Genomic DNA, 21,553 nt, shown 5'->3' on the forward strand with positions numbered 1-21,553 from the left:
GCAGAGGCAGTAAACGTTCTATTGCAACTGCAATTGCCTCAGTAGGTTACTGAGCCGCTGAGCGACTCGATAGCCTGGACCAACTCGTCATAACCGACGGGCTTGTTCAAGTGGCGATCGAAGCCCGATTGTCGCGACCTGTGCTGGTCAGCGCTCGCACCATAGCCGGTGAGGGCGATCGCGGGTGTGTGCTGCAGATGAGCAAGGCCACGCAGGGCCTTGATCAGCGCATGGCCGTCCATGCCAGGCATGCCGATGTCGGAGATAATCACGTCATACTGCGCGTTGGCGGCCGCTTCCAGCGCCTTCACCGGGTCGCTGTAGGCGATCACCTCGGCGCCCTCCATCTCCAGCAACTGCTGCATGACTTCAAGGACTTCTGGCGAATCCTCGACCAGCAACACCGTTACGCCTTGCAACCGCCCTTCGTTGACGGGCTCAGGCGTATCGATACGCTGTTGCGGGCCATAATCACACAATGGCAGGCGGACAATGAATGTACAGCCTTTGCCAAGCCCCGCTGAGGTTGCCTCGACGGTGCCGCCATGGGCCTCTGCAAGCTGGCGCACCAGGGACAAGCCAATACCGAGGCCTTCGCGACCATGCAAGGATGACTGCGGCGAGGCCTGGCTGAACAGGTCGAAAATATGCTCGAGGTCATCGCAGCTCAAACCCACGCCCTGATCGATCACCAGCAGACGCGCGTGACTGCCATGGCGCTCGAGTACAAGGCTGATTTCCTGGCCTGACGGGCTGAATTTCAGCGCATTGTTCAGCAGGTTCCAGATGATCTGCTCCAGGCGTGTAACATCGCCTTCAATCATCAGTGAGGAGTCGTCAGCAGGTAATTCGAGACGCACCGGGCAAGGGTGTTTTTCGTTCATGACCACTGCATGTATGCCTTGAACCACCGCGCCAAGGTCCACTGGCTCGGTTTTGAGCTTGAGCTTACCGGTGCGGATACGTGCGACATCGAGCAGGTCGTCGATAATGCGCGCCTGACTGGTGACGGCCTCACAAATGGTCGCAACGGCTTTGCTCGCAGCGCCCATATTCCTGATAGTAGGAAGCCGGCGCAGGATTTCGGCATTGAGCTGTATCAGGTTCAGCGGGTGTTTGAGCTCATGGGACATCACCGCGAAGAACTCGTCTTTCATGTGGCTGGAGCTTTGCGATTCAGCCAACTGCTTGCTAAGCCGTTCTTCACCCAGGCGCACGCGCTCTTCTGCGGCGTGGTTCTTGCTGATGTCGATGAAGGTAAGCACAGTGCCATCGATCTTCTGTTCGCTGGAGCGATAGGGCAGCAAACGGGCTAGATACCAATGGTTATCCTGGGCGCCGATCTCTCGCTCGATGGTGGTTTCGCCTTTTGCTACGGCGTGGGCGTCATCAGCCAGGGCGGGGTAGTCGAGGCGGTGGGTGATATCCAGTAGCGAGCGCCCGGTATCCACGGGCAGCATGTTGAAAAGATCGGTGGCTCGCGGCGTGAACCAGCGAATGTGCAGGTTGCGGTCGACGAACACCGTGGCGATGTCGGTAGAGGCAATCAGATTGCTCAAGTAGTCATTGACCTTATCGGTTTCTTCGACTTTGTTCTTGAGTTCGTAATTGACAGTCAGCAACTCTTCGTTGATCGACTGCAGTTCTTCTTTGCTGGTTTCCAGCTCTTCGCTGGCCGAACGCAACTCTTCGTTGATCGCCTGCATTTCTTCGTTGGAGGCGGTCAACTCCTCGCTCGATACTTCCGACTGCTCGATGGTTTCTTGCAGTTGCAGGCGGGTTCGCAGCAGTTCACGCTCCAGGTTGTGCAAAACCATGCTGTCGGTTTGGCGGATCACACCCGGCAACGGCAGCGTTGGGTCGGGCGTCCGCACCTCGAAAACCACCAGCAGGCATTCGCCTGCGCTGAACTCATCCTTGTAAGGCTGCACGGTAATTTCCACTTGCTGGCGTTCTTCACCTTCGCCAAGGTCGACAGGCCTTGAGGTAACGGCTTCTGTGCCTTGGCGGGCCTGAAACAACGTGGTGCGCAACGCCAGGCGCAGGCTCGGCAGTACCAGTGAAAGCAAATTGCGGCTCGGCTCGCCAGCGGCCAGTTGCAAGTAGCGCCCGATGCCTTCGCTCATATGCAGAATGTTGCCGTCGCCATCGATGATCAGGCTCGGCGGGGTGCGTCTGGCCAGTGCGCGGTGGTGCATCTCCGCGTACGACGGCTTGCGTTCAGGCTTGGCTTTGATTTGTTGCTCCTGAACCACACCTTTGAAATTCGTTCTGGGCAGCTGCCGGCTGCTGCTGCGAGTAGCCGCGCTGACGTCACGGGCGCGGAAAATGCGGTTGCGCTTGTCCACCGGGGTGAACAGATCGCCCACCACATCTGCTGATTCAGAAGTTCCAAGGAACAGGTAACCACCGCTGCGCAATGCGTAGTGGAACATTTGCAGGATGTCGTGCTGGATCTCGCGGTCCAGATAGATCAGCAAGTTGCGGCAGACGATCAAGTCGATCTGCGAGAAAGGTGGGTCGGATAACAGATTATGGCGGGCGAACAGTACCTTCTCGCGAACTTCCTTGCGTACGCGGTAGTGCTGATCCTCCTTGACGAAGAACTGCCGAAGACGAGTAGGGGGCACATCAGTGACGATAGCCTCGGGGTAGGAGGCTGCACGGGCGGTGCTGATCGCCCGCGCGTCAAGGTCGGTGGCGAACACCTGAACCTTGCTGTCACGCTTTTCCAGCGTCAGTTGCTCACACACAAGCATCGCCAGGCTATAGGCTTCTTCACCCGTGGAGCAGCCAGCCGACCACACACGAATTTCACGAGTGTCCCCGCGTTCGCTGACCAACTGCGGCAGTACATGCCGCTCCAGCGACTCGAATGCCTCACGATCGCGGAAGAAGTTGGTTACACCAATCAACATATCGCCCAGCAACGCCTCGGCTTCGCTGCTGTTCTGCTCCAAATAGCGCAGATAACCTTGCAGATCGGTCTGCCCGGTCACATGAAGACGGCGCTCGATACGCCTCAACACGGTGGCGCGTTTGTAATGCTGAAAGTCATGACCGGTGACATTGCGTAGCTGTAGCAGGATCTCGTCGAGCAGTGGTTCTGCGGCTCGAGGATCACCGGCCCGAGTACCTAGGGCAGGTGGCAGAGTATCGTCTTCGATCTCGGGCAGTTTCACCTGGCGAGCAGTACGCCACAGTTCCATCAGCTTTTGCGGCATTTCGGCGGCCGGCAAGACCAGGTCGACCAAGCCGGTTTCGATCGCTGCCCTAGGCATGCTGTCGTATTGCGCGTCATCAGGGGTTTGCACCAGGGTCACACCGCCCTGTTCCTTGATCCTGGAAAGCCCCACAGCACCATCGGCGCCTGTGCCTGACAAAACTACGCAGAACGCGTGATCTTTGTGAACATCGGCCAAATCACGGAAGAACAGGTCAATGGCAACGTGGTCGCCACGCCGACGGTTGGCAGGGGTGACCCGCAGGTAGCCGTCGTTGGTGGAAAGGCGGTTGGCCGGCGAAATCACATAGACGTGGTTGCGTTCGATCGGCACCGGTTCGGTGACTTGGCGCACCGGCATCGGGGTCGTTTCCTGGATGATCCGATCTGCCACGCTCTGATGGTCGGGCGATAAATGCAGCACGACCACGAACGCCATACCGCAATCGCCTGGCATCTGCTGGAAGAAGGTGCGAATGGCCTCCAGGCCACCCGCCGAGGCGCCAATCCCGACCACCGGAAAGTCCAAGTGGCTGGGGCTCAAGGCAGGGTTTTGCGGCGATGCGGGTTGATCAGTCATGGAAATGCCTTGTGCGCACCAAAAATTTGGCCCGAGGACATGGCTGCGGGCGCCTGGGTCCATTATATGCCGGCCCTCGGCAGGGCCGCGAGGCGCCAGGGCACAGGTAACCCAAGAGTCCTAGCTGGGCACCAGGGAGCATATAGAAGCTGGACGTTTGGCACACGGTCCTTTTTGAGACGAACGTTTGGCACCTTCGGTCAGCTAACCGCAATCGGATCGAGCAGTTCCGTTATGAGCTCGTTCGGACGTAGGGTAGGCCTGTGATCATAGGAGCCGCATAGGTGACACCGGTCATCAGGGCCCCGCACTGCGCTCATCAACGGTTCCCGTTGAAGTACCCGATAATTTTTTTGAATCTTTCTCCAGTGCTATCACTCAATGCATTTGTCATCCATGGAGAAGAGGAGGGCTGCGCAATGCCGAGTCCCCAGCTGTACATTATCGATTACCTGCTGCACGGCGAACCCCGTAGCTTCATCATCCGGCTCGAGAAAATCGATAACGCCGAGGCTTGGCACTGGGCAAGTTGCGATGCAGGCATCGGGATCATTCCAAAGTTTGGTCGGGAGAAAATTAGAAAGGTAAGCCGACCTATGGCGGAGCGGTACGGAATAACCGACGTAAGTTGGCGACTATCCGGTAGCAAGCCCAGCCAGGCGATCGGCGATACGAGTGTAACCGGTTAAGCTTTCACGCACCCGATTCGGGGTCGCTGGCAGGTTCCCCGGGCCTGTTACGCGCGTCGTCTTCCGGGTGTTGGTCAGCCTTTGAGTCATCAGTCCGATCTTCATTATTGGCAGGATCCAGGTCTGGCCAGTCATCCTGGACGTTGCCGCCTCCTATTCGCATTGTCATGTTCATACCGTGCCCTCGCTCTTTTTAACAGCCCCCCATGGGCGTTGCTTGTAGGGGGTGAGGGTAAGACGATTATTTCACCCCGTATCAGGTGAGAGTTTCGAAAGCTAAACTTGATCATTTACACGGACATGAGCTCCGACCGGCGGTATGTAAAGCCTTAGCTGAGCAAACGTTGTCACCTCAGATTTTGAATGATGCCTGCTCATAGCCAGAGTTCACGGCGAAGGACGAGGGGCTGCAAATAGAGCAATCCTATAACTAAACCAGATAGTCATTTAGTCGAGTTATAACCTGACGTCGAACCCAAACGAGCAGTGGAAAAGAGTCCTCAAGGCATTGATACACCAGGCTCTGCGCAATGCTTGCAGACCTTTCTCAATGACGGCCAGGCTTCGCGGACTTGCTTTCGTGGCAGCGGCGTAGGGTGTTCGGTAAAGTCAGAACTAGCAATTCGGATTGATGTCATAATGATGTACAGGGACATCGGCGCGCATCCTCGAGCCAGCCCTTCAGGACATCAGTCCAATGCTAAGCCACGACGATTTTCGGTACACCGCTCATAGGCACCTCCTTGAATTGGATGCTTCAAATTCCAGGCTCAGGCACCTAGTTTCTCGGGGTGAAATCAACGGTGTCCTCTGGGACGATGCTGTAAAATGGCATCAACACTCGTATGACGCCTGGGCCGTCTTTATAGGCGAAAATCATCAGCGTTTGTTGCCATCCTGATCTGCGATCGTGGAGAGATCTTCGATTTTCAGCGGTTTCCACGTGACACCATTCTTCCTCCTCTTGAGGCCAACTGTGCTTCCACAGGCTCCGGCTGGTGTCAGTGCGAGATTCCCTCCCTATGTATTCACTGGAAATCATAGCGTTGTTGCCGAACCGCCCGCCCAAACCCCATCAAAAGCTGACTAGCCGCTCAAGAAAAAGTGGCCTGTGTCGATAAATGCTGATTCAGCATGTGTGGAGCCTTAAATTGTTCAACCGCAAACTCAAAAAAACGCTGCAGGAGCAGGGCGCGGAGCTGAATCTGCTACGTCAGCAGGTCGAGCAAATGGACAGAGGGATGCTTTCTATAAGACTTGATTCTCAGTTCCGGATCTGTGCAGTCAATCGAAGTTTCTTGGAGACCCTGGGGTACTCAAGCGACCATCTACATGGCCGTCCACTTTCGGAGATCGTTCCGCCCTACGTCAAAAATCTCCCTTGCTTCCACGCCTTCAATCAAGCTGTGGCGCGATTCGAACCCGTCAATGACGAATATCGCTACCTCCGGGCTGACGGTACTCTTGCATGGTTGAAAATCTACTGGCTTCCTATTCGAAACCAAGAGGGGAGCTTGGCACATGTACAGGGCTACGGCAGTGAGATCACTCGCACCGTTGAGCAGAGCAAGGAGAACCAGGCTCTGATCCAAGCGCTGGTGAGGTCAACCGCTGTCATTGAATTTAAATTGGATGGCACCGTGATCACGGCGAACAAACAGTTCCTCGATGCCATGGGCTACTCATTGGGCCAGATCGTCGGCAAGCATCATCGCTTGTTTTGTTCGGCACAAGAAGCGGCATCCGATGAGTACGTAAATTTCTGGAAGACACTTAACCGTGGAGAGTACGTCGCGAATCGCTTCAAGCGAATCGACGGGCGTGGCAACGATATTTGGCTGGAGGCAACCTACAACCCTGTGCATGACACCGAGGGCAAGCTAGCCAAGGTCGTGAAATTTGCGAGTGTGGTTACCGACCAGGTAGCTAGAGAACAAGAGGTTAAAGCTGCTGCCGGCGTTGCTTTTGATGTCTCGCAACGAACGGATTCAAGTGCCGAGCACGGCGCTGTCGTGGTAACGCGAACGGTAGCCACGATGCGAAGTATCGCTGAGCAAATGAAGCTCGCAACCGACAGCATCGAGGCGCTCGGTAAGCAATCTGCGTTGATCAGTTCAATCGTTCAAACCATTGGCGGTATTGCATCGCAGACCAACCTTCTTGCCTTGAATGCGGCGATTGAAGCGGCACGTGCCGGAGAGCAGGGGCGGGGCTTTGCTGTGGTTGCTGATGAAGTCCGAAAGCTCGCAGGCCACACCAGCTCGGCGACCGAAGAGATTGTGAACGTCGTTCAGCAAAACCAGGAGCTCGCTGATGAGGCCGTTGCCCAGATGTTCAGCAGTCATGCGAAAGCTGAAGAGGGCTTGATACTCGCCAACGAGGCGGGCACGGTTATCCTTGAAATTCAAAATGGAGCAAAGCAGGTAGTGGAAGCTGTTGGGCGCTTCGCTAACGAGGTGAAGTAGACGCGCGTCCATCGACGGTCACTACCGATGTGCTTCGGTCACGGACTGGCCAACGCAAAAGGCACGCTCTTTGTGGTGTCTTTGCTTTGGACAGTCATGTAGCTGCCCATGGTGTATTCCTCAATCACTCCGTTTCTAGACGAAACCTCCAATTTTGGCTTGCGCTAGCTGGCTTTCGCAGCGCCTCAAAAGCGATGCAACCATCGCACCCTCGTATAAACCAGTACGTCCCGATCTCGACTGTCATCTGATGACTCAGGTCGCCTACCGCAATCTGTAAAAGGCGCAGAACCCGCCAGCCTCAGGCGGATGCAAGCTGATGAGGTGATCCGTCATCACGGCCATTGCTAATTTCACGGGTTCCGCTAACTTATACAACAGCTGTACAAAATTGAGATATTGTACATGTATTCCCGATGGCCTCTGACCCTTTATTTCGACGGTTCCTATCCATGGTGTGCCAGGGGGGCGGCCTTCCTGCGCAGGTATTCGACTGCAGCAAAGCTCATCCTGATCGATATCCATGGCGATGACTTCGATCCAATACCTCAGGGCCTGTCGATTGAACAATTGAGATCGTGCTTGCACGCCAGGTTTGCAAACGATCGTTGAGTAACAGGCTTGGACGCTAGCCTTTGGCGCTGGCGTGCTGCCGGTGTTGGGATGTGGCCAGCTCCACTGGCTTGACGTCCGCTACGTCCTTTGCTTTCAGTTCTGTACAGGGTGTTCTGTCGTTTGAGACCAAGTTCAGCCTGGTTACCCCATCCCGAGGGTATGGCAACGTTGCAAAGGTGAGGAATCCAAATGTCACATCCGCTGGCCGAGCATTATCGTGAAATCCTTGTTGGGGTTGGTGAAAACCCGCAACGAGAAGGGCTCTTGGACACACCTCAGCGTGCTGCCAAAGCCATGCAATATCTATGCAATGGCTATACCCAGAGCCTAGCTGAGATAGTCAATGGCGCTTTGTTCGAAAGTCAGAGTGATGAGATGGTGGTGGTTCGCGATATTGAGTTGTACTCATTGTGCGAGCATCACATGTTGCCGTTTATTGGGAAAGCGCATGTCGCCTATCTGCCAACAGGACGAGTATTAGGGCTTTCCAAAGTGGCGCGTTTAGTTGATATGTTTGCTCGCCGTTTGCAGATTCAAGAGAATTTGACTAGACAGATTGCGTGTGCCATGCAGGAAGTGACTGATGCGGCAGGTGTTGGCGTCGTTATCGAGGCCAAGCACATGTGCATGATGATGCGAGGTGTAGAAAAGCAGAACTCAGTGATGATTTCATCGGTAATGCTGGGGGAGTTCCGAGACTCTCCGACTACCCGGCACGAATTCCTCAACCTTATAGGGCGACACACCTGAAATATGATCCCTAGCCGCATAGGAAGGGCTCGCCCATGCGTGCAGTTTTCAATACGTTATCTCCAAGTCGTTTTAAAGTCTTGGGAAATAGTGGCTTGCTGCCGTTTGTTGAGGCGGTACCACCCAGACTTGGTCAGCCCTGTGCGTGACGGCATTCAGGGCTTTCCCTTGCCAAAAGCGCTTGCTAACTAATCGGTCTAGCGCTTGGCGAGTTTTGCAGCCCATCAATGAGTGACCTTTGATGTGTAAGTCGGCAGCTCGGGATGAGCTAATGCCGAGCCTGCTGGAGAAATAATTAGTAAAATTTTTCCTCTTGCAAGGTTGTTTGATTGGATAAAATCTTAATGTGTGACGCCGGGCCCCTCTGACGGTTAGTAGCTGCCATGTCGGAGTCATAGTTGTTAAACTACGACTATATAGGAGGGGCTCATGACTGCCCTAAATGCGTATCTCTCTCAGGATGTCCTGGGCACTGATCTGTGGCTCTGGCTTTCCTTTTTTGCTGTGGTATTAACTCTGCTAGCGCTTGACTTAGGGGTTCTCCATCGAGGGAATCGAGAGATTGGCGTCAAAGAGAGCTTGCTGCTATCAGCTGGCTATATCAGCATGGGCCTACTGTTCGCTGTTTGGGTCTACTTCCAGAAAGGCAGCGACGCCAGTATGGACTATGTGACTGGCTTCCTGATTGAGAAGTCCCTGTCGATGGATAACGTATTCGTTATCGCATTAATATTTAGCTTCCTGGCCATCCCTAGAGAGTTTCAGCATAGAGTGCTGTTCTGGGGGATTATGGGAGTCATCGTCTTGAGGGCCATTATGATAGGCTTGGGGGCCGCGCTCATTGCGCAGTTCAGCTGGATACTTTACTTATTCGGAGCTTTCTTGGTTTTCACGGGGATAAAGATGCTATTCGCTCGTGTGGATCATGCGCCTGATCTGGAAAATAACCGGTTCGTCAAGTATCTCCGTAGTCATTTGCCCGTAACCAAGGAATTGCATGGTCAGAATTTCCTGGTGCGGCTGCCCAATGACTCAGGTACAAAGGTATTATGGGTAACACCGCTATTTCTTGCTTTGATTCTTATTGAGTGTGCTGACTTGGTCTTCGCTGTTGATAGCGTTCCCGCGATTTTTGCTATCACTCAGGATCCCTTCATTGTCTATACCTCTAACATTTTTGCCATACTAGGATTGCGGGCGCTGTATTTTGCGCTGGCTGCAATGATAAGCCGCTTCGCTTATCTTAAGTATGCCTTGGCCTTGGTGCTTGTCTTCATAGGTACGAAGATTTTCCTTCACGATATCGTGGGCAAGGTACCTGCAGAGATTTCTCTGAGCGTTACAGTTGGCCTTCTGATTGGCGGTGTGTTGCTGTCTCTTTGGAAAACTAGAAAGCTCGGCAAGCTTTAACCCGCTACCTGGGCTCACGGTTACGGCGAGAAAAAAACCAGATTCTTAAAACTCAGAGTACCGATCCAGTTCTATAGCTGTGGCTTAGGGATTCCGATGTTCCATCTTTTTTCTGGTAATCCCTTGCGAAAGATTGAGTCTCATCCGCAAGGGAGGTTGCTCTAGATTTTGCTGCTACATGACTTTCTCGAATTTATCGATGGTCGGTTGCTCGGCTAGCATACTTGCAGCTTTCAAGGAGAAATTAAGGTAGTGCGGCTGTAGCGTGTGCTCATCCAAAGATTTCGGACTTTTCCAGATCTCATAAATCAAGAAGTCGGTAGGTACATCCTCTAATCGATGGAGGGTGTACTGGATACATCCCTCTTCTTTTTGAGATGCCTCGACCAAGCTGCGGAGCTCGGTTAACAGTTCTCGTTCTAGACCTTCTTCCGCTTTCAATCTTGCGATAATCACAATGGGTAAATTGTTAGGCATATAATCTCGCTCCAAGGGGGAACCCGGTTTACCGAGTGATGACGATTTTACCTATAGCCTCTCCGGACTCCAGGCGGGCATGAGCTGCTTTCACACCTTCAGCTGTGAATGGATGTCGTTCGTCGATAAGGGGCTTGACTAAGCCGCGATCCACTAGACTGCTTAGCTTCGTGAGAATCTTGCCGTGATGAATACGGTCAAGATCATGGATGATTGATACAGCCATGAAGACTAAGTCCAGCCGTAGTGCCTTGAAATGCATATCTGTGAGGTCGTAGGTGTCGTAGCCGATGATGGATATGACATGACCCTTGAGCTTGGCAGCCTTCAGCGAGTTCGTGAGCACGGCGCCGCCGAGCGTATCGAACACTGTGTGAAAGCCAGAGCCGTTGGTAATACGGCTGGTGTATTCTTCTGGCGACTCTTCCCGATAGAAGGCCACCTCGTCGGCACCCAGTGATCGGGCAATCTCTGCTTTCTGTACAGTCGAAACCGTAGTGGTAACACGGGCTCCCATCAGTTTAGCCAACTGAATGCCGATGTGGCCGACGCCACCCGTTCCGCCATGAACCAAAACTGCATCATCCGGCTGGATGGAGGCTCGATCAATCAAAGCCTCCCAGGCAGTGATTGCCACGAGCGGAAGACTCGCAGCATCAGCAAAATCCAGTGAGGCGGGTTTGAAAGCGATCAATCTTGCGTCAGCTTCAACTTGCTCCGCCAAGGCCCCAGGAATACCCACGATTCCTCCGACGCATCCATAAACCTCATCACCTACCTGGAATTGGTTAACGCCTTCACCCACGGAGCTGATGATGCCGGCGACGTCCATATGAAGGATAGCTGGAAAGGTGAGACCTACGGTGCCTTCGCTCCCGCTGCGAATCTTGGTATCAATTGGGTTAACACTGGTGGCCATAACATCAATGACGACGTGGCCTGGTCGTGCTGAAGGGGAAGGTGTTTCGATTTCTTCAAATACATCCGACTGGCCGTGCTGGTTTATCACGATTGCTTGCATTGATTGTCGCTCCGCTTGAAAACTCAAAATCTATCAGCGATGCAAATTCGTGAATATGCTATTCTTGTTGCTTCATTCGGTCTTAAAAGTTGTTAATTTTCATGCTCGATTCCCTCGATGAGCTCCGTTTGTTTCTTGCCGTTTATGAGGAGGGAACCATACGTGCGGCGGCGCAGCGGCTGGGTCTCACAGCAGCGGGAGGGAGCAAGAAATTGCTTGCCCTTGAGCATCGGCTAGGGCGAAGGCTTTTCAACAGAACGACTCGGAAATTAAGTCCAACCGCTGATGCCGAAAAGCTCCAACGGTTTGCTAGGCAGATACTAGATGGCGTCATGGAGGTGGAGCGGACTTTTTCTGAAGCGCAGGACGTCTCAGGATCTTTACGTATCACAGCTTCTGCCACGTTCGCACAGGGCTACCTGGCTCGAGTGCTGAGCAGCTTTCTGATTGCCTATCCAAAGGTTGTAGTAGATCTTCACCCTACTGACCAGATCGTCGATGTCGTTGCAAAAGGTTTTGATCTGGCCATCCGCCATGGTGTGTTGGCGGACTCTTCCATGATTGCACAGCGTATCAGCGATTCACGGCGAGTGATTTGTGGTGCTCCCGGATATTGGGACAAGGTCGGGGTACCCCGGTTGCCCAGAGACCTTTCGAATCTGGATGGTCTCATTGTAGGGAAAGAAGCTAATTGGTCACTGTCCAAAGGTGGAAGCCAACAATCGATCAAGATCAAGCGCCGATTCGAATCGAGCCAGGCGGAGGTCGTCAGGCAGATGGCGTTGGATGGCCATGGCATCGCGCTCTTGGCAGACTGGCATGTCAAACCCGACCTTGTATCAGGCAGGTTGGTCGAGGCGTTGCCCGACTGGAATGTGGAACCGAATGTAGGCGTCTATGCCGTGTACCCGTCCAAGGAGAATATGGCCCCACCTGTGCGAGCATTCATCGAGCATTTAAAAGAATGGGCCACGATGCATCCGATTGAGGCCGAGGTAATATGAGTTTGAGGGGGCACGAGAGTCAACGACCTCACCCCAGCAGTGTCTTGGGATAATTACTGCATGGTAAAGCCTGCACATGCTGCCATGCTGCATGTCGACGCAGAGATGGAGACTCTACGTCGGCGATTAATTTTTGACAGCGCTTCATCAGTCACACCGCTGAAAAAACCTCCCGCTGGCGAATCTAGCACATGGTCTAGCTCAGGCAGCTCGGTGAGCAGCCGATTAAAAACCTCATTCTTCTGCTGGAGTCGAAAGGAGTTCGGGTCTACTCACTAGCCATCGACACCAAGGAAGTTGACGCATTCTCTATGTGGAGCGGGAGCGCCCGTTCATGTTCCTCAACACGTATAAGTCAGCGGAACGATGCCGGTTGATGCGGCGCATGAATTGGGCCATCTGGTTAGGCACAAACACGCCCATCCTCAGGGCCCAGATTTGGAGCGCGAGGCGAACGCTTTCGCGTCGGCATTTCTGATGCCGCGCGCAAGCGTACTGGCAAGTGCACCGCGCTCGATCACCTTGAACAGCTTGATCAAATTCAAGCGGGTATGGGCCGTCTCGGTTGCCGCATTGAACCATCGCTTGCACAGCCTGGGCCTCAGCTCGGATTGGACCTATCGAACCTTATGCATTCAGATTGCCCAGCAAGGCTACCGCACCAAGGAGCCGCAGCCGATGCAACATGAGCGCTCGGAGGTTTTGGAAAAGATTTTCGCGGCGTTACGGGCCGAAGGGCTGAGCAAATCGGCGGTGGCCGCGCAGCTGGCCATTCCGCCTGAGGAGATCAACGAGTTGACCTTTGACCTGATGCTGAATGTCTTGAAGGGGCAGGGTGGGGATGCCGACAGCTCGCGCCCAACTTCCGCGGCCCACTCGCGTCTAGTCAAAGGGTAGGCGCTCCGGTCGCTAGGGAAGTATGCGTCAACCTGTGGAGGAGTATGCCCTCTGGGTCGAATACCCCGGCAGCAGTCGCTGCCGCTGGGTGTCCAGCCTATACGAGAAGCTAAGGCCCCGTTCGGCAAATATAAGCGGCTGGGATATCTCGATCAGGTTGAGGTCAGGGTCGCGAATGCACAGAAAGGATCGGCCCGAGCGCCAGGCGGCCGGCACCGAAGGTTTTCGAATTGCATGCACGGTACGCGGGTGTAGAAGTCCGTGCAGGCTCGCACGTCGCAGGTGGTGATTACGAAATGGTGTAGGTGATCGATCACAGGCAAACTCAGCGCAGGAGGACTGACGAAATGCATTCCGGCCCGGACAATGTTAGAGCAATGAGTTGACGCGCACGCCTTATAACTATACTAAATGAATATTTAGTTGAGCTATCACTTAATTTTATAACGGAGTATGCGTGATTTACCAAGGGAAGGCCGATTTAACGTTTCATGCCACCGGCGTTAAGCCTCCGTCTGCACTGTCGCTTGGCGATCATCCTGTTGCGATTGAACGTTCTCTTCATCGCTTCCGGATCACTATCGCCATGCCCTTGACCAACGACTCTTTCACGCACGTGGATGCCTTTTATGGTGGACAAAATCATCGTTACCTCATCGACGGATCAAGCCACTTGGGTAGTCAGTACTCGTTCGTTTGCACCCCCATTTATGAGGCTGATTTGCCTAGTTTTCAGGTTGTGAGGGAGGCTCGTGATTTCCTCAATGCTGCTTTGTTGCTTGAGAAAGAGGGTCTGCGCGGAAACACTGATTTGTTACTGCCTGCGGCCATGAATGCTGGCTTGGCATCAGAGCAATACTTGAAGTCTTTCCTGGTCGAGACCGACCCTGATTGTCCCAGCTTTGTTCGTCTCAGCAAGCACGTTAGGGGCGACAAGCACGACCTGATGAAGCTGTACGAGCAAATCCCGTCGGTGTTGAAACAACAGCTGCATGCCGTTTCTGAAAGCATCGAACCTGGTTTTCCTCTCGAGTCCAGGATTCAGGCTTGTTCAGTGCTTTTCACTAAAGCTCGCTACGGCTATGAGGCTGACTCTCTTAAGGTGTTGCGATCTGAAGTTTTTGAGCTAGCACCGCATCTGGACAAGGTCCTGACCGAGATGACCCGTGTTGTTTCCGCTCAAGATCTGGCGAACGGCTGAGGTCCAAGGCAATGGTAGGTGTTGCTAGTAGCAACACCCGGTGCCGGCCGAGCGGGTCGTTTTTTCGCGTCCGCGAAAATCGCACTGCGATCTGGCTTCCAATCTGGCCAAACCATGCCCCGGCAGTCCCATAAGAAGGTACGCATAATGCATATTATGTTAAATTATGGGCCATGTTATAAATATTCATGAGCTACCTAGGCTGCTGATTCGACGAACCCGTTCCTGGCAGCCACTCTTTCAACGGGCCATGTCCTCCGATGAAGCTGATTCAGTGCCGTTTCTCTTTAGGGTCAGCGTGCACAGCTGCTCGTGCAAGCTGGTAACGCCGCACCATAGCCGTCAAAACTCTGCGAGCTGAACCCCCTGGCCTTATATGTTGGAACAAGCGGTAACCATATGCAGACTTCGAGGTTTTACACCAATGTCGACTGTTCTCAATCTGCTGCCACCCGCCTGGCATCCCTGCGCACCGCTTGAGGTGGCACGCCATACCCACGGATGAACACCTCTCGCATATGCCGACGATCTCTGAAGCCGGCTTCCTTCGCCACCACCTCCAGGCTGTGTCGGCTCTGCTCAATCATCAAACGCGCGGCTTCAAGACGCAGGCTCTCGACGGCTTTGGCCGGTGATTGCCCTGTTTCAGCAGTGAACACGCGGGTGAATTGCCGAGGACTCAAATGGACCGCTTCGGCCAGCTCTTCCACACTCAGCGCGCGGCTGAGGTTTTTACGCGCATAGTCCAATGCGCTTTGAATACGATCCGACCTGGGAGAAAGGGTCAGCAATTCAGAGTGCTGGGATTGACCACCGGAGCGACGCTGATGCATTACCAGCTTTCGAGCGACTGACCTGGCAATCTCGGTTCCCAGATCCTTTTCTACCATGCCTAACGCCATATCAAGAGCCGCGGTCATTCCTGCGGACGTCCAGATCTGCCCATCGACGATGAAGATCCGATCTTCTTCGACTTCAACTTTCGGATGCAGCTCTCGCAGCTTCTTTGCAAAGGCCCAGTGCGTCGTGGCTCGTCGGTTATCCAATACACCCGCCTGAGCCAGGATGAAGCAGCCGGTACACAGCCCAGCGGTACGCCGAGCGCCGTCGACAAAGCCCCTGACACTGGCCAGTACTTCCTCGCTCGGCGGTGTCAGCGGGGTCAACGTGCCCGTGATCATCCACGAGTCGGCCAGGCTGGGTGCCCCTAAAGGGAGCGTGTCCATGTACATGCCCAGAGAAGAGCGTACCGTGCCGCCCTCGATGGAAAAATTCTGGATCTTGTAAAACGCTTCGCCCGCGACGATGTTCGCAAACTCGAACACGGCCTGCGTTGCCAGCGACATGACCTGGAACCCTTCGGTAATCAGATAGCCGACTCGGTGCACGATCGAAGCTCCCCTATTTGATGTCCTAAAACGCTACTTTATGCGTCGTTTGAGACGAACACTTTATTCTGCATCATGGCTCCATCTACCCACAACGGAGCACGATCATGACCCAGCCATTCAAAGGCACCGCCCTTATCACCGGGGCCTCCACTGGCATCGGTTCCATCTATGCGCAGCGCCTGGCGCAGCGCGGTTACGACTTGGTGCTGGTCGCCCGGAACCGGGATCGCCTCAACGCACTGGCAAGCCGGCTCACGACTGAAACCGGCCAGAGTGTGGAGGTTTTTCCAGCAGACCTGGCCAATTCGGTTGACTTGGCCGAGGTAGAACGCAAGCTACGCGAGGACGCCAGCATCAGCTTGCTGGTGAACAATGCAGGTATCGGCACCCACACCAGCCTGCTGGAAAGTGACGTAGAGCGCATGGCCGAAATGATCACCCTCAACGTTACTGCCCTCACCCGCCTTACCTATGCAGCCGTTCCAGGATTCGTGACTCGCAAGCAAGGAGCGGTAATCAACATCTCGTCAATCGTAAGTCTGGCCCCAGAGTTGCTCAATGGCGTGTACGGCGGCAGCAAGGCCTATGTCACCGCTTTTACTCAGGCTCTGCACAAAGAGCTGGCGGATAAGGGCATTCAGGTTCAAGCGGTGCTGCCCGGTGCAACTGCGACCGACTTCTGGCAGATAGGCGGCTTGCCCGTCGAGAACCTTGACCCAGGTATCGTGATGTCGGCTCAGGATCTGGTGGAAGGTGCGCTGCAGGACTTCGACAACTCAGTGCTTATCTCCATCCCCTCGCTGCACGATCTGCAGTCACTCGAACGCTACGAAACCAGCCGGCAGGCTTTGTTCAGCCAGCTTTCCAGCAATCAGCTCGCTGCGCGTTACAAGCCCAATTGACCACATGGTGGATAGGGTCGTGCCGCTGCGTGCCAAGCAAAGGGCGAACGAGCACGACCTCATTCACCCGTTCAACCTGTCGCTGGTTGTAACACCCTTCCCCATTTATGAACCCGGTATATCGAGAAACAGACGAAAGGCTGTCTTGGATGACGCCAAGAGAATCGATGACGCTTCGTAGTGCACATTTGCTAGACTCGCAACCTTTTGTTCGCGTGCGCTGCCGCGTCAAAGAGCCCTCAATGCAATAGGATGTGGCACCGTGTCGACCGATCAGAATCTGATACTCAAAGCCCCGGCCCCCTCGGGCGAACAGGCTGATAAACCCCACGCCAATCCAGACACGGTCAAATCCGCCCGGCAGCCAACGTCTTACCGCGCGGATATCGACGGGCTGCGCGGCGTCGCTGTGTTGCTCGTGCTGATTTATCACGGTGGCCTGTCCCTGTTCCCGTCCGGGTTCATCGGCGTCGACATTTTCTTTGTGATCTCCGGGTATCTCACCACAACAATCATCCGCAACGCGGCAAGCCGGGGTGAATTCAGCCTCAAGCAGTTCTACGTCAGACGCTTATGGCGGCTGCAGCCGGCCATATTGACGCTTTTGATCGTCACCCTCGGCGTCGCCAGCCTGCTATACCTGCCCAAGGACTTTGTCGACTTTCTAAAAAGCGAGAAGTACACCAGCCTGCTGCTGTCCAACCAATTCTTCTCGAAAGCCACCGACGGTTATGCCACCCCAGAAGCGGCCACCCTACCCTTGCTGCACACCTGGTCGCTGGCGGTGGAATGGCAGTGGTACATCGTGCTGCCGCTCGGGCTGATGGCCCTAACGCGTTATCTGGCGCCGCACCGATTGAAGATCGCGGTCGTGATACTCACCATCAGCTCGATCGCCATGGCCTTGTTGATCGCCAAGGCCACGCCCGACAAAAGCTATTACGCGTTCCTGGCGCGCATTTTCGAGCTGCTGATCGGCTCATGCGCCGCGGTGTTCGCCAACGACCGGCAACGGCTCAGCCGCTTCAGCGCGTCGGCCCTTGGCCTGCTAGCGTTGGGCGTAGTCATCTACGCCGCCACCCGATCCATACCGACGACAGCTTACCCAGGCATCTACGCCATCGTGATCTGCGTGGCGACAGCGCTTTTGGTCTGTGCGCAGGTTGGCCAAAGCGGCATCAGCTCCAAGTTGTTGAGCTGGCCTGCGTTGGTGTTCGTCGGGACCATTTCGTACTCGTTGTACTTATGGCATTGGCCAGTGATCGCGATCATCACCTACCTGGGCTTGGAAAAGACCCCGGCGGTGCTCGCCGGCTACTTCAGCGCATCGCTCGCATTAGGTATCGCCTCCTATTACCTGATCGAAAAACCGTTACGCCGGGTACGCCTCGGGTTTGGCAAGACTCTAATCCTACTGCTCGTCATCCCTGCCATTGCGTTCTCAGCGCTGCACTCGGCAGGCGACCGCGCCGATGGGTGGATAGCGCGTTTTGGCAGCGCTGCGACGGACATCCTGCCGCGCCTCAAGGCAAGTGAAATCCCCCAGCGCGAACCTTGCCTGGGCGGCGCTACCGACGGCTCCGACAGCAGTTGTGTACTGGGCCTGCCAGGTGCCGGCAAGCGCGCGCTGCTGATGGGCGACTCTTATTCCAACCATTTCTGGGGCTTGGTGGACACGCTCAGCAAGGACGCCGGCATCTCCGTCACCGCTCAAGGTTACCCAGGCTGCCTGGCCCTGCCCGATGTCTATCTCTATGACTGGTGGAAATACAAGCATGCGCTTTACAAGAAATGCCACGCGGCTGCGACCGCTTACCACCAGCAGATTGCTCAAAACCACTATGACTACGTGATTATCGGCCTGACGTGGGACACATATGCCGACAGCAGCGCGGTGGTGTGGTCGATTGACGATCCGCGCTCTGAGGCCCTCTCGCGCGAACGGATGAAGGCCGCTTTGCTCAAGAGCCTGGAAATCATCGCGCAGTCCGGCGCCACGCCCGTGCTACTCAAGAGCAATATCGTCATGCCCGAAGGCGCCAATGATTGCCTGTACCGCACGATCAAGCTCAGAAGTACGATCGAGGAACAACACTGCGCCACCAGCGTTGCGCAACCTGAAGAAAACCCATGGCTTGCGCAACTGTTCATGGACGCCAAACAAGCACACCCGAACTTGCTGGTAATTGACCCCAAGGATGTTCAATGCACAGATGGCCAGTGCAAGCTGTTGATCGATGGCCTGCCGATCTATCGAGACATTGGCCACATCACCGATTTCGCCTCCAAGGCGATGGGCAGGCTGTACTTGCAGGCAAAAGGCAATCCCTTCAAAAGCGCGTCGATAAGCGATTGAGGATCGAGCTGGTCTTCGGGCTGCTGAGTCATGCACGCAGCCCGTCAGATCATCACGCGTCCAATCAGCGTAGTGGCCGCTGCCCTATACCGTAATGTCATCCCAGTAGGGCGGCGACCCTATGGCATCGAGCAAGAACTGCGACACGGCTCTGACTTTCTTCGAACGAAGTCGGTTTTCAGGTGAAATCAGATGAATCTGGCTCGTCACCGGCTCAATAGAGCCGGTCCACTCAGGCAGCAATTGCACCAAGTGCCCTTCCCCGAAGTACGCTTTGCTGAATAACCACGTCGGAAATAACACGATGCCCATTCCACCGAGTGCAGCCTCGACGAGCGCCTCAGCATTATTGCTGCGCAGGGGGCCTTGCACATCGATCACCTCAAGCTGGTGATCGGGCTGTCGTCTGAAGTGCCAGCGCTGCATCCCTGCCTGCCCTTTGTATACCAGGCAGCTGTGGGCTCTCAGCTCTTGCGGAGTGTGAGGCGCGCCGTGCTTGGCAAGATACGCTGCACTTGCACACAGCACGTAGCGCTGATCGCAAATTTTGCGGCCTATGAGTGCCGAGTTCTCCAGATGCCCGACCCTGATGGTGATATCGACACCCTCCAGAACCGGGTCGATGTACAGGTCCGAAAGCATCAGTTCGACAATCAGCTCGGGGTATTGTGCATGTAGCCTTTCGACCAAATGGGCTAGGTGCAGCCGCCCCAGCGCCACCGGGGCATTGAGTTTAACCAGCCCGCGAATGTCACCCCCCTTCCCTGCAGCATCTTCGTTGGCTGCGTCCAGTAACTCCAACACTTCGCGAACTTGCAGAAAATACCGCTCGCCGGCATCGGTGAGGCTGACCGCACGGGTATTGCGGTACAGCAGTTGTTGCCCGAGTTCTTTTTCAAGGGCAGCTATGAATCGTGAAACGGAGGATGCGGGTACCTGAAAGTGCCGCGCGGTGGCCGCAAAACTGCCTGTTGCAGCCACCATGGCGAAGTACCGATGGGCTTTGAGGTGCATACGGGTCGATCGCCTCTATAGCATTGCTGGAATCGCAATTATGTCTTGCTATACGGCTCAATTGTGGCAATTACAGCAAGAAAATATCATCTGCCAATTCTACCCACGAGATGGCTTTGATAATGCGCTTTTGGATCATTCCGTTAGTTGTTCTGGCAGGCATGGGGCTCTCAGTCGAGGCCGGCCTGCTGGGCCCATTAGGTTCGCAGGTCGGTCACCTTTGGGCCACGTTGGGGATCTTTGCGATTGGCTCACTACTGCTGACTTTCGGGCTGATTTTTGGCCGCCCGCGCTTGCGCACATTGTTCGCACAGCCGCGCTGGATGCTCAGTGGCGGCGTACTAGGGCCGATATACGTCGGCGCATTGACCATCGCCACCCCTCACATTGGTGTTGGGTTGACCATGGTGGGGATTCTGTTCGGTCAACTTGGCTCGAGCCTGATCATCGACCATTGGGGTTTGCTCGGTAGCGCCAAGCGCCATGTCGACCGATATCGGGTAGGCGCCTTGGTCGCCATCCTTGCCGCGCTGTGGCTCATTCACTGAGGAGAACCGTAATGGTTGCTGTGATGCTGTTGGTTGTTGTACTCGGTGGTGCCGTGCTCTGCGCGCAATCGGCTGTCAATGGTCGCCTTGGCGCAGATGTCGGGGTGCTGGAAAGTGCCTGGTTGACCTTTGTCATGGGCACCATGGTTAGTTTCTTGCTGGCATTCTTTCTTGAACCGCCACACGCCTGGAATTTGTTCACCGTTGCGCGTTGGCAGGTGACTGGCGCGTTTTTCGGGGTGATCTACATGCTGGCTATCGTCTTTGCTATCCCACGTGTGGGTACTGCGGTGGCAACGGTATCGGTCATCAGTGGCCAACTGCTGATGAGTTTGCTGATCGATCACTTTGCTTGGTTTGGCAATCCGGTCATTCCACTTGGGACCCACCGGCTTGCGGCCTTGGTGCTGCTTGCCATCGCTCTGGTGCTTATCTATCGCAGTAATGCCGTTCGCGAGACCGATCGACAGATGCAGGCATCACTCGCAGAGTGAGTGGGAGCAGCCTTGTACACGTCTGTCAGGAGTACGTGAGTGCAAGCGCGGACAGTAACAGACACAGGGCTGCCACCGCCGTCAAACGCAGGCGCATTGGCCGGTACCAGGCGGGTAGATTCTGCGGCAGGCTGCGATCTTGCCAAAGATGAGCCACGAACCCGCAGGCCAGAGCAAAACAAGCCAGCGCCGCAGGCATCAGTGTGCAAGCCCAACCGAGCAATGCCGGGATTACACTCCACAGCAACCGGTTTTGACGCTCCTTGGCCTCCAGGCCTGGGAGCAGCATGGCAAACCCCCAGTGAAGGGCGCCGATGAAGCTTAGTATCACAGCGCCATAGCTCACGATTGCTACTGCTGCCAAGGCCTGGAATGAAGCCTTGCTTATGATCAGTACCGTCAAAGCAATGAACGGTAGCAGCCCACCATAGCCCAGCACGGTAAATCGACCTGACGGCAGGGGTGAAGAAAGTTCGTTCATGGGCACCTCTCTAGTTGCGGCAAAACCGATACAGG

General features: G+C 55.0%; 16 protein-coding genes and 3 pseudogenes. 12 read left to right on the plus strand and 7 right to left on the minus strand.

Features of this window, described 5'->3' with window-relative positions:
- Positions 1-38 precede the first annotated feature (38 nt).
- Positions 39-3,803, minus strand: coding sequence for a CheR family methyltransferase (locus ACK59H_RS05400; RefSeq protein ID WP_409264290.1), 3,765 nt, complete (start codon positions 3,801-3,803; stop codon positions 39-41).
- 419 nt (positions 3,804-4,222) lie between these two features.
- Here ACK59H_RS05400 and ACK59H_RS05405 point away from each other — a divergent pair, with 419 nt between their 5' ends.
- The 5 genes and pseudogenes from ACK59H_RS05405 to ACK59H_RS05425 all read left to right on the plus strand — a co-directional run bounded on the left by ACK59H_RS05405 (position 4,223) and on the right by ACK59H_RS05425 (position 9,732).
- Positions 4,223-4,492, plus strand: coding sequence for a DUF6555 family protein (locus tag ACK59H_RS05405; protein ID WP_060477384.1), 270 nt, complete (start codon positions 4,223-4,225; stop codon positions 4,490-4,492).
- A gap of 1,121 nt (positions 4,493-5,613) precedes the next feature.
- Positions 5,614-6,420 (plus strand): annotated as a pseudogene (locus tag ACK59H_RS05410) (PAS domain-containing protein); the annotation flags it as partial.
- A 99-nt stretch (positions 6,421-6,519) separates the two neighbouring features.
- Positions 6,520-6,957 (plus strand): annotated as a pseudogene (locus tag ACK59H_RS05415) (methyl-accepting chemotaxis protein); the annotation flags it as partial.
- 804 nt (positions 6,958-7,761) lie between these two features.
- Positions 7,762-8,322, plus strand: a complete 561-nt coding sequence (gene folE, locus ACK59H_RS05420; RefSeq protein ID WP_060477385.1) for a GTP cyclohydrolase I FolE — start codon at positions 7,762-7,764, stop codon at positions 8,320-8,322.
- 429 nt (positions 8,323-8,751) lie between these two features.
- Positions 8,752-9,732 (plus strand): TerC family protein, encoded by a 981-nt coding sequence (locus tag ACK59H_RS05425; protein WP_060477386.1) that lies wholly within the window; start codon positions 8,752-8,754, stop codon positions 9,730-9,732.
- A gap of 174 nt (positions 9,733-9,906) precedes the next feature.
- On the opposite strand, the gene ACK59H_RS05430 is transcribed toward ACK59H_RS05425, so the two are convergent.
- Positions 9,907-10,209, minus strand: a complete 303-nt coding sequence (locus ACK59H_RS05430; RefSeq protein ID WP_060477387.1) for a putative quinol monooxygenase — start codon at positions 10,207-10,209, stop codon at positions 9,907-9,909.
- 28 nt (positions 10,210-10,237) lie between these two features.
- Positions 10,238-11,230 carry a zinc-binding dehydrogenase gene (locus tag ACK59H_RS05435; RefSeq protein ID WP_409264291.1) on the minus strand — a complete coding sequence of 331 codons (993 nt, stop codon included), beginning with the start codon at positions 11,228-11,230 and terminating at the stop codon, positions 10,238-10,240.
- 101 nt (positions 11,231-11,331) lie between these two features.
- Here ACK59H_RS05435 and ACK59H_RS05440 point away from each other — a divergent pair, with 101 nt between their 5' ends.
- Together ACK59H_RS05440 and ACK59H_RS05445 are read left to right on the plus strand one after the other, a co-directional pair.
- Complete coding sequence (locus ACK59H_RS05440) at positions 11,332-12,234, plus strand: LysR family transcriptional regulator (RefSeq protein WP_060477389.1); 903 nt, start codon at positions 11,332-11,334, stop codon at positions 12,232-12,234.
- A gap of 366 nt (positions 12,235-12,600) precedes the next feature.
- Positions 12,601-13,131 (plus strand): ImmA/IrrE family metallo-endopeptidase, encoded by a 531-nt coding sequence (locus ACK59H_RS05445; protein ID WP_230849732.1) that lies wholly within the window; start codon positions 12,601-12,603, stop codon positions 13,129-13,131.
- 138 nt (positions 13,132-13,269) lie between these two features.
- Here the strand turns inward: ACK59H_RS05445 and ACK59H_RS05450 are convergent.
- Positions 13,270-13,448: pseudogene (locus tag ACK59H_RS05450) on the minus strand (hypothetical protein); the annotation flags it as partial.
- A gap of 140 nt (positions 13,449-13,588) precedes the next feature.
- Between ACK59H_RS05450 and ACK59H_RS05455 the strand changes: the two are divergent.
- Positions 13,589-14,332, plus strand: coding sequence for a hypothetical protein (locus ACK59H_RS05455; RefSeq protein WP_409264293.1), 744 nt, complete (start codon positions 13,589-13,591; stop codon positions 14,330-14,332).
- Positions 14,333-14,769: 437 nt separating this feature from the next.
- Here ACK59H_RS05455 and ACK59H_RS05460 read toward each other — a convergent pair whose 3' ends face one another.
- The gene (locus tag ACK59H_RS05460; protein ID WP_060479540.1) at positions 14,770-15,720 is read right to left on the minus strand and encodes a GlxA family transcriptional regulator; all 951 of its coding nucleotides are present in this window, start codon (positions 15,718-15,720) and stop codon (positions 14,770-14,772) included.
- A 107-nt stretch (positions 15,721-15,827) separates the two neighbouring features.
- Here ACK59H_RS05460 and ACK59H_RS05465 point away from each other — a divergent pair, with 107 nt between their 5' ends.
- Positions 15,828-16,625, plus strand: a complete 798-nt coding sequence (locus tag ACK59H_RS05465; RefSeq protein ID WP_060479539.1) for an SDR family oxidoreductase — start codon at positions 15,828-15,830, stop codon at positions 16,623-16,625.
- Positions 16,626-16,887: 262 nt separating this feature from the next.
- Positions 16,888-18,981: an acyltransferase family protein gene (locus ACK59H_RS05470; protein ID WP_060479538.1), complete on the plus strand. Its 2,094-nt coding sequence runs from the start codon at positions 16,888-16,890 to the stop codon at positions 18,979-18,981.
- Between the two features lie 84 nt (positions 18,982-19,065).
- Here ACK59H_RS05470 and ACK59H_RS05475 read toward each other — a convergent pair whose 3' ends face one another.
- Complete coding sequence (locus tag ACK59H_RS05475) at positions 19,066-19,995, minus strand: LysR family transcriptional regulator (RefSeq protein ID WP_060479537.1); 930 nt, start codon at positions 19,993-19,995, stop codon at positions 19,066-19,068.
- Positions 19,996-20,117: 122 nt separating this feature from the next.
- Between ACK59H_RS05475 and ACK59H_RS05480 the strand changes: the two genes are divergently transcribed.
- Together ACK59H_RS05480 and ACK59H_RS05485 are read left to right on the plus strand one after the other, a co-directional pair.
- On the plus strand, positions 20,118-20,543 hold the full coding sequence (locus ACK59H_RS05480; protein WP_196375145.1) for a DMT family transporter: 426 nt from the start codon (positions 20,118-20,120) through the stop codon (positions 20,541-20,543).
- Positions 20,544-20,554: 11 nt separating this feature from the next.
- Positions 20,555-21,037 carry a DMT family transporter gene (locus ACK59H_RS05485; RefSeq protein ID WP_060479536.1) on the plus strand — a complete coding sequence of 161 codons (483 nt, stop codon included), beginning with the start codon at positions 20,555-20,557 and terminating at the stop codon, positions 21,035-21,037.
- Between the two features lie 25 nt (positions 21,038-21,062).
- On the opposite strand, the gene ACK59H_RS05490 is transcribed toward ACK59H_RS05485, so the two are convergent.
- Positions 21,063-21,518 carry a DUF3429 domain-containing protein gene (locus ACK59H_RS05490; protein WP_060479535.1) on the minus strand — a complete coding sequence of 152 codons (456 nt, stop codon included), beginning with the start codon at positions 21,516-21,518 and terminating at the stop codon, positions 21,063-21,065.
- Positions 21,519-21,553: the final 35 nt, after the last annotated feature.

The sequence above is a fragment of the Pseudomonas sp. KCJK9000 genome (genome assembly GCF_046230725.1).
Classification (GTDB): Bacteria; Pseudomonadota; Gammaproteobacteria; order Pseudomonadales; family Pseudomonadaceae; genus Aquipseudomonas; species Aquipseudomonas promysalinigenes.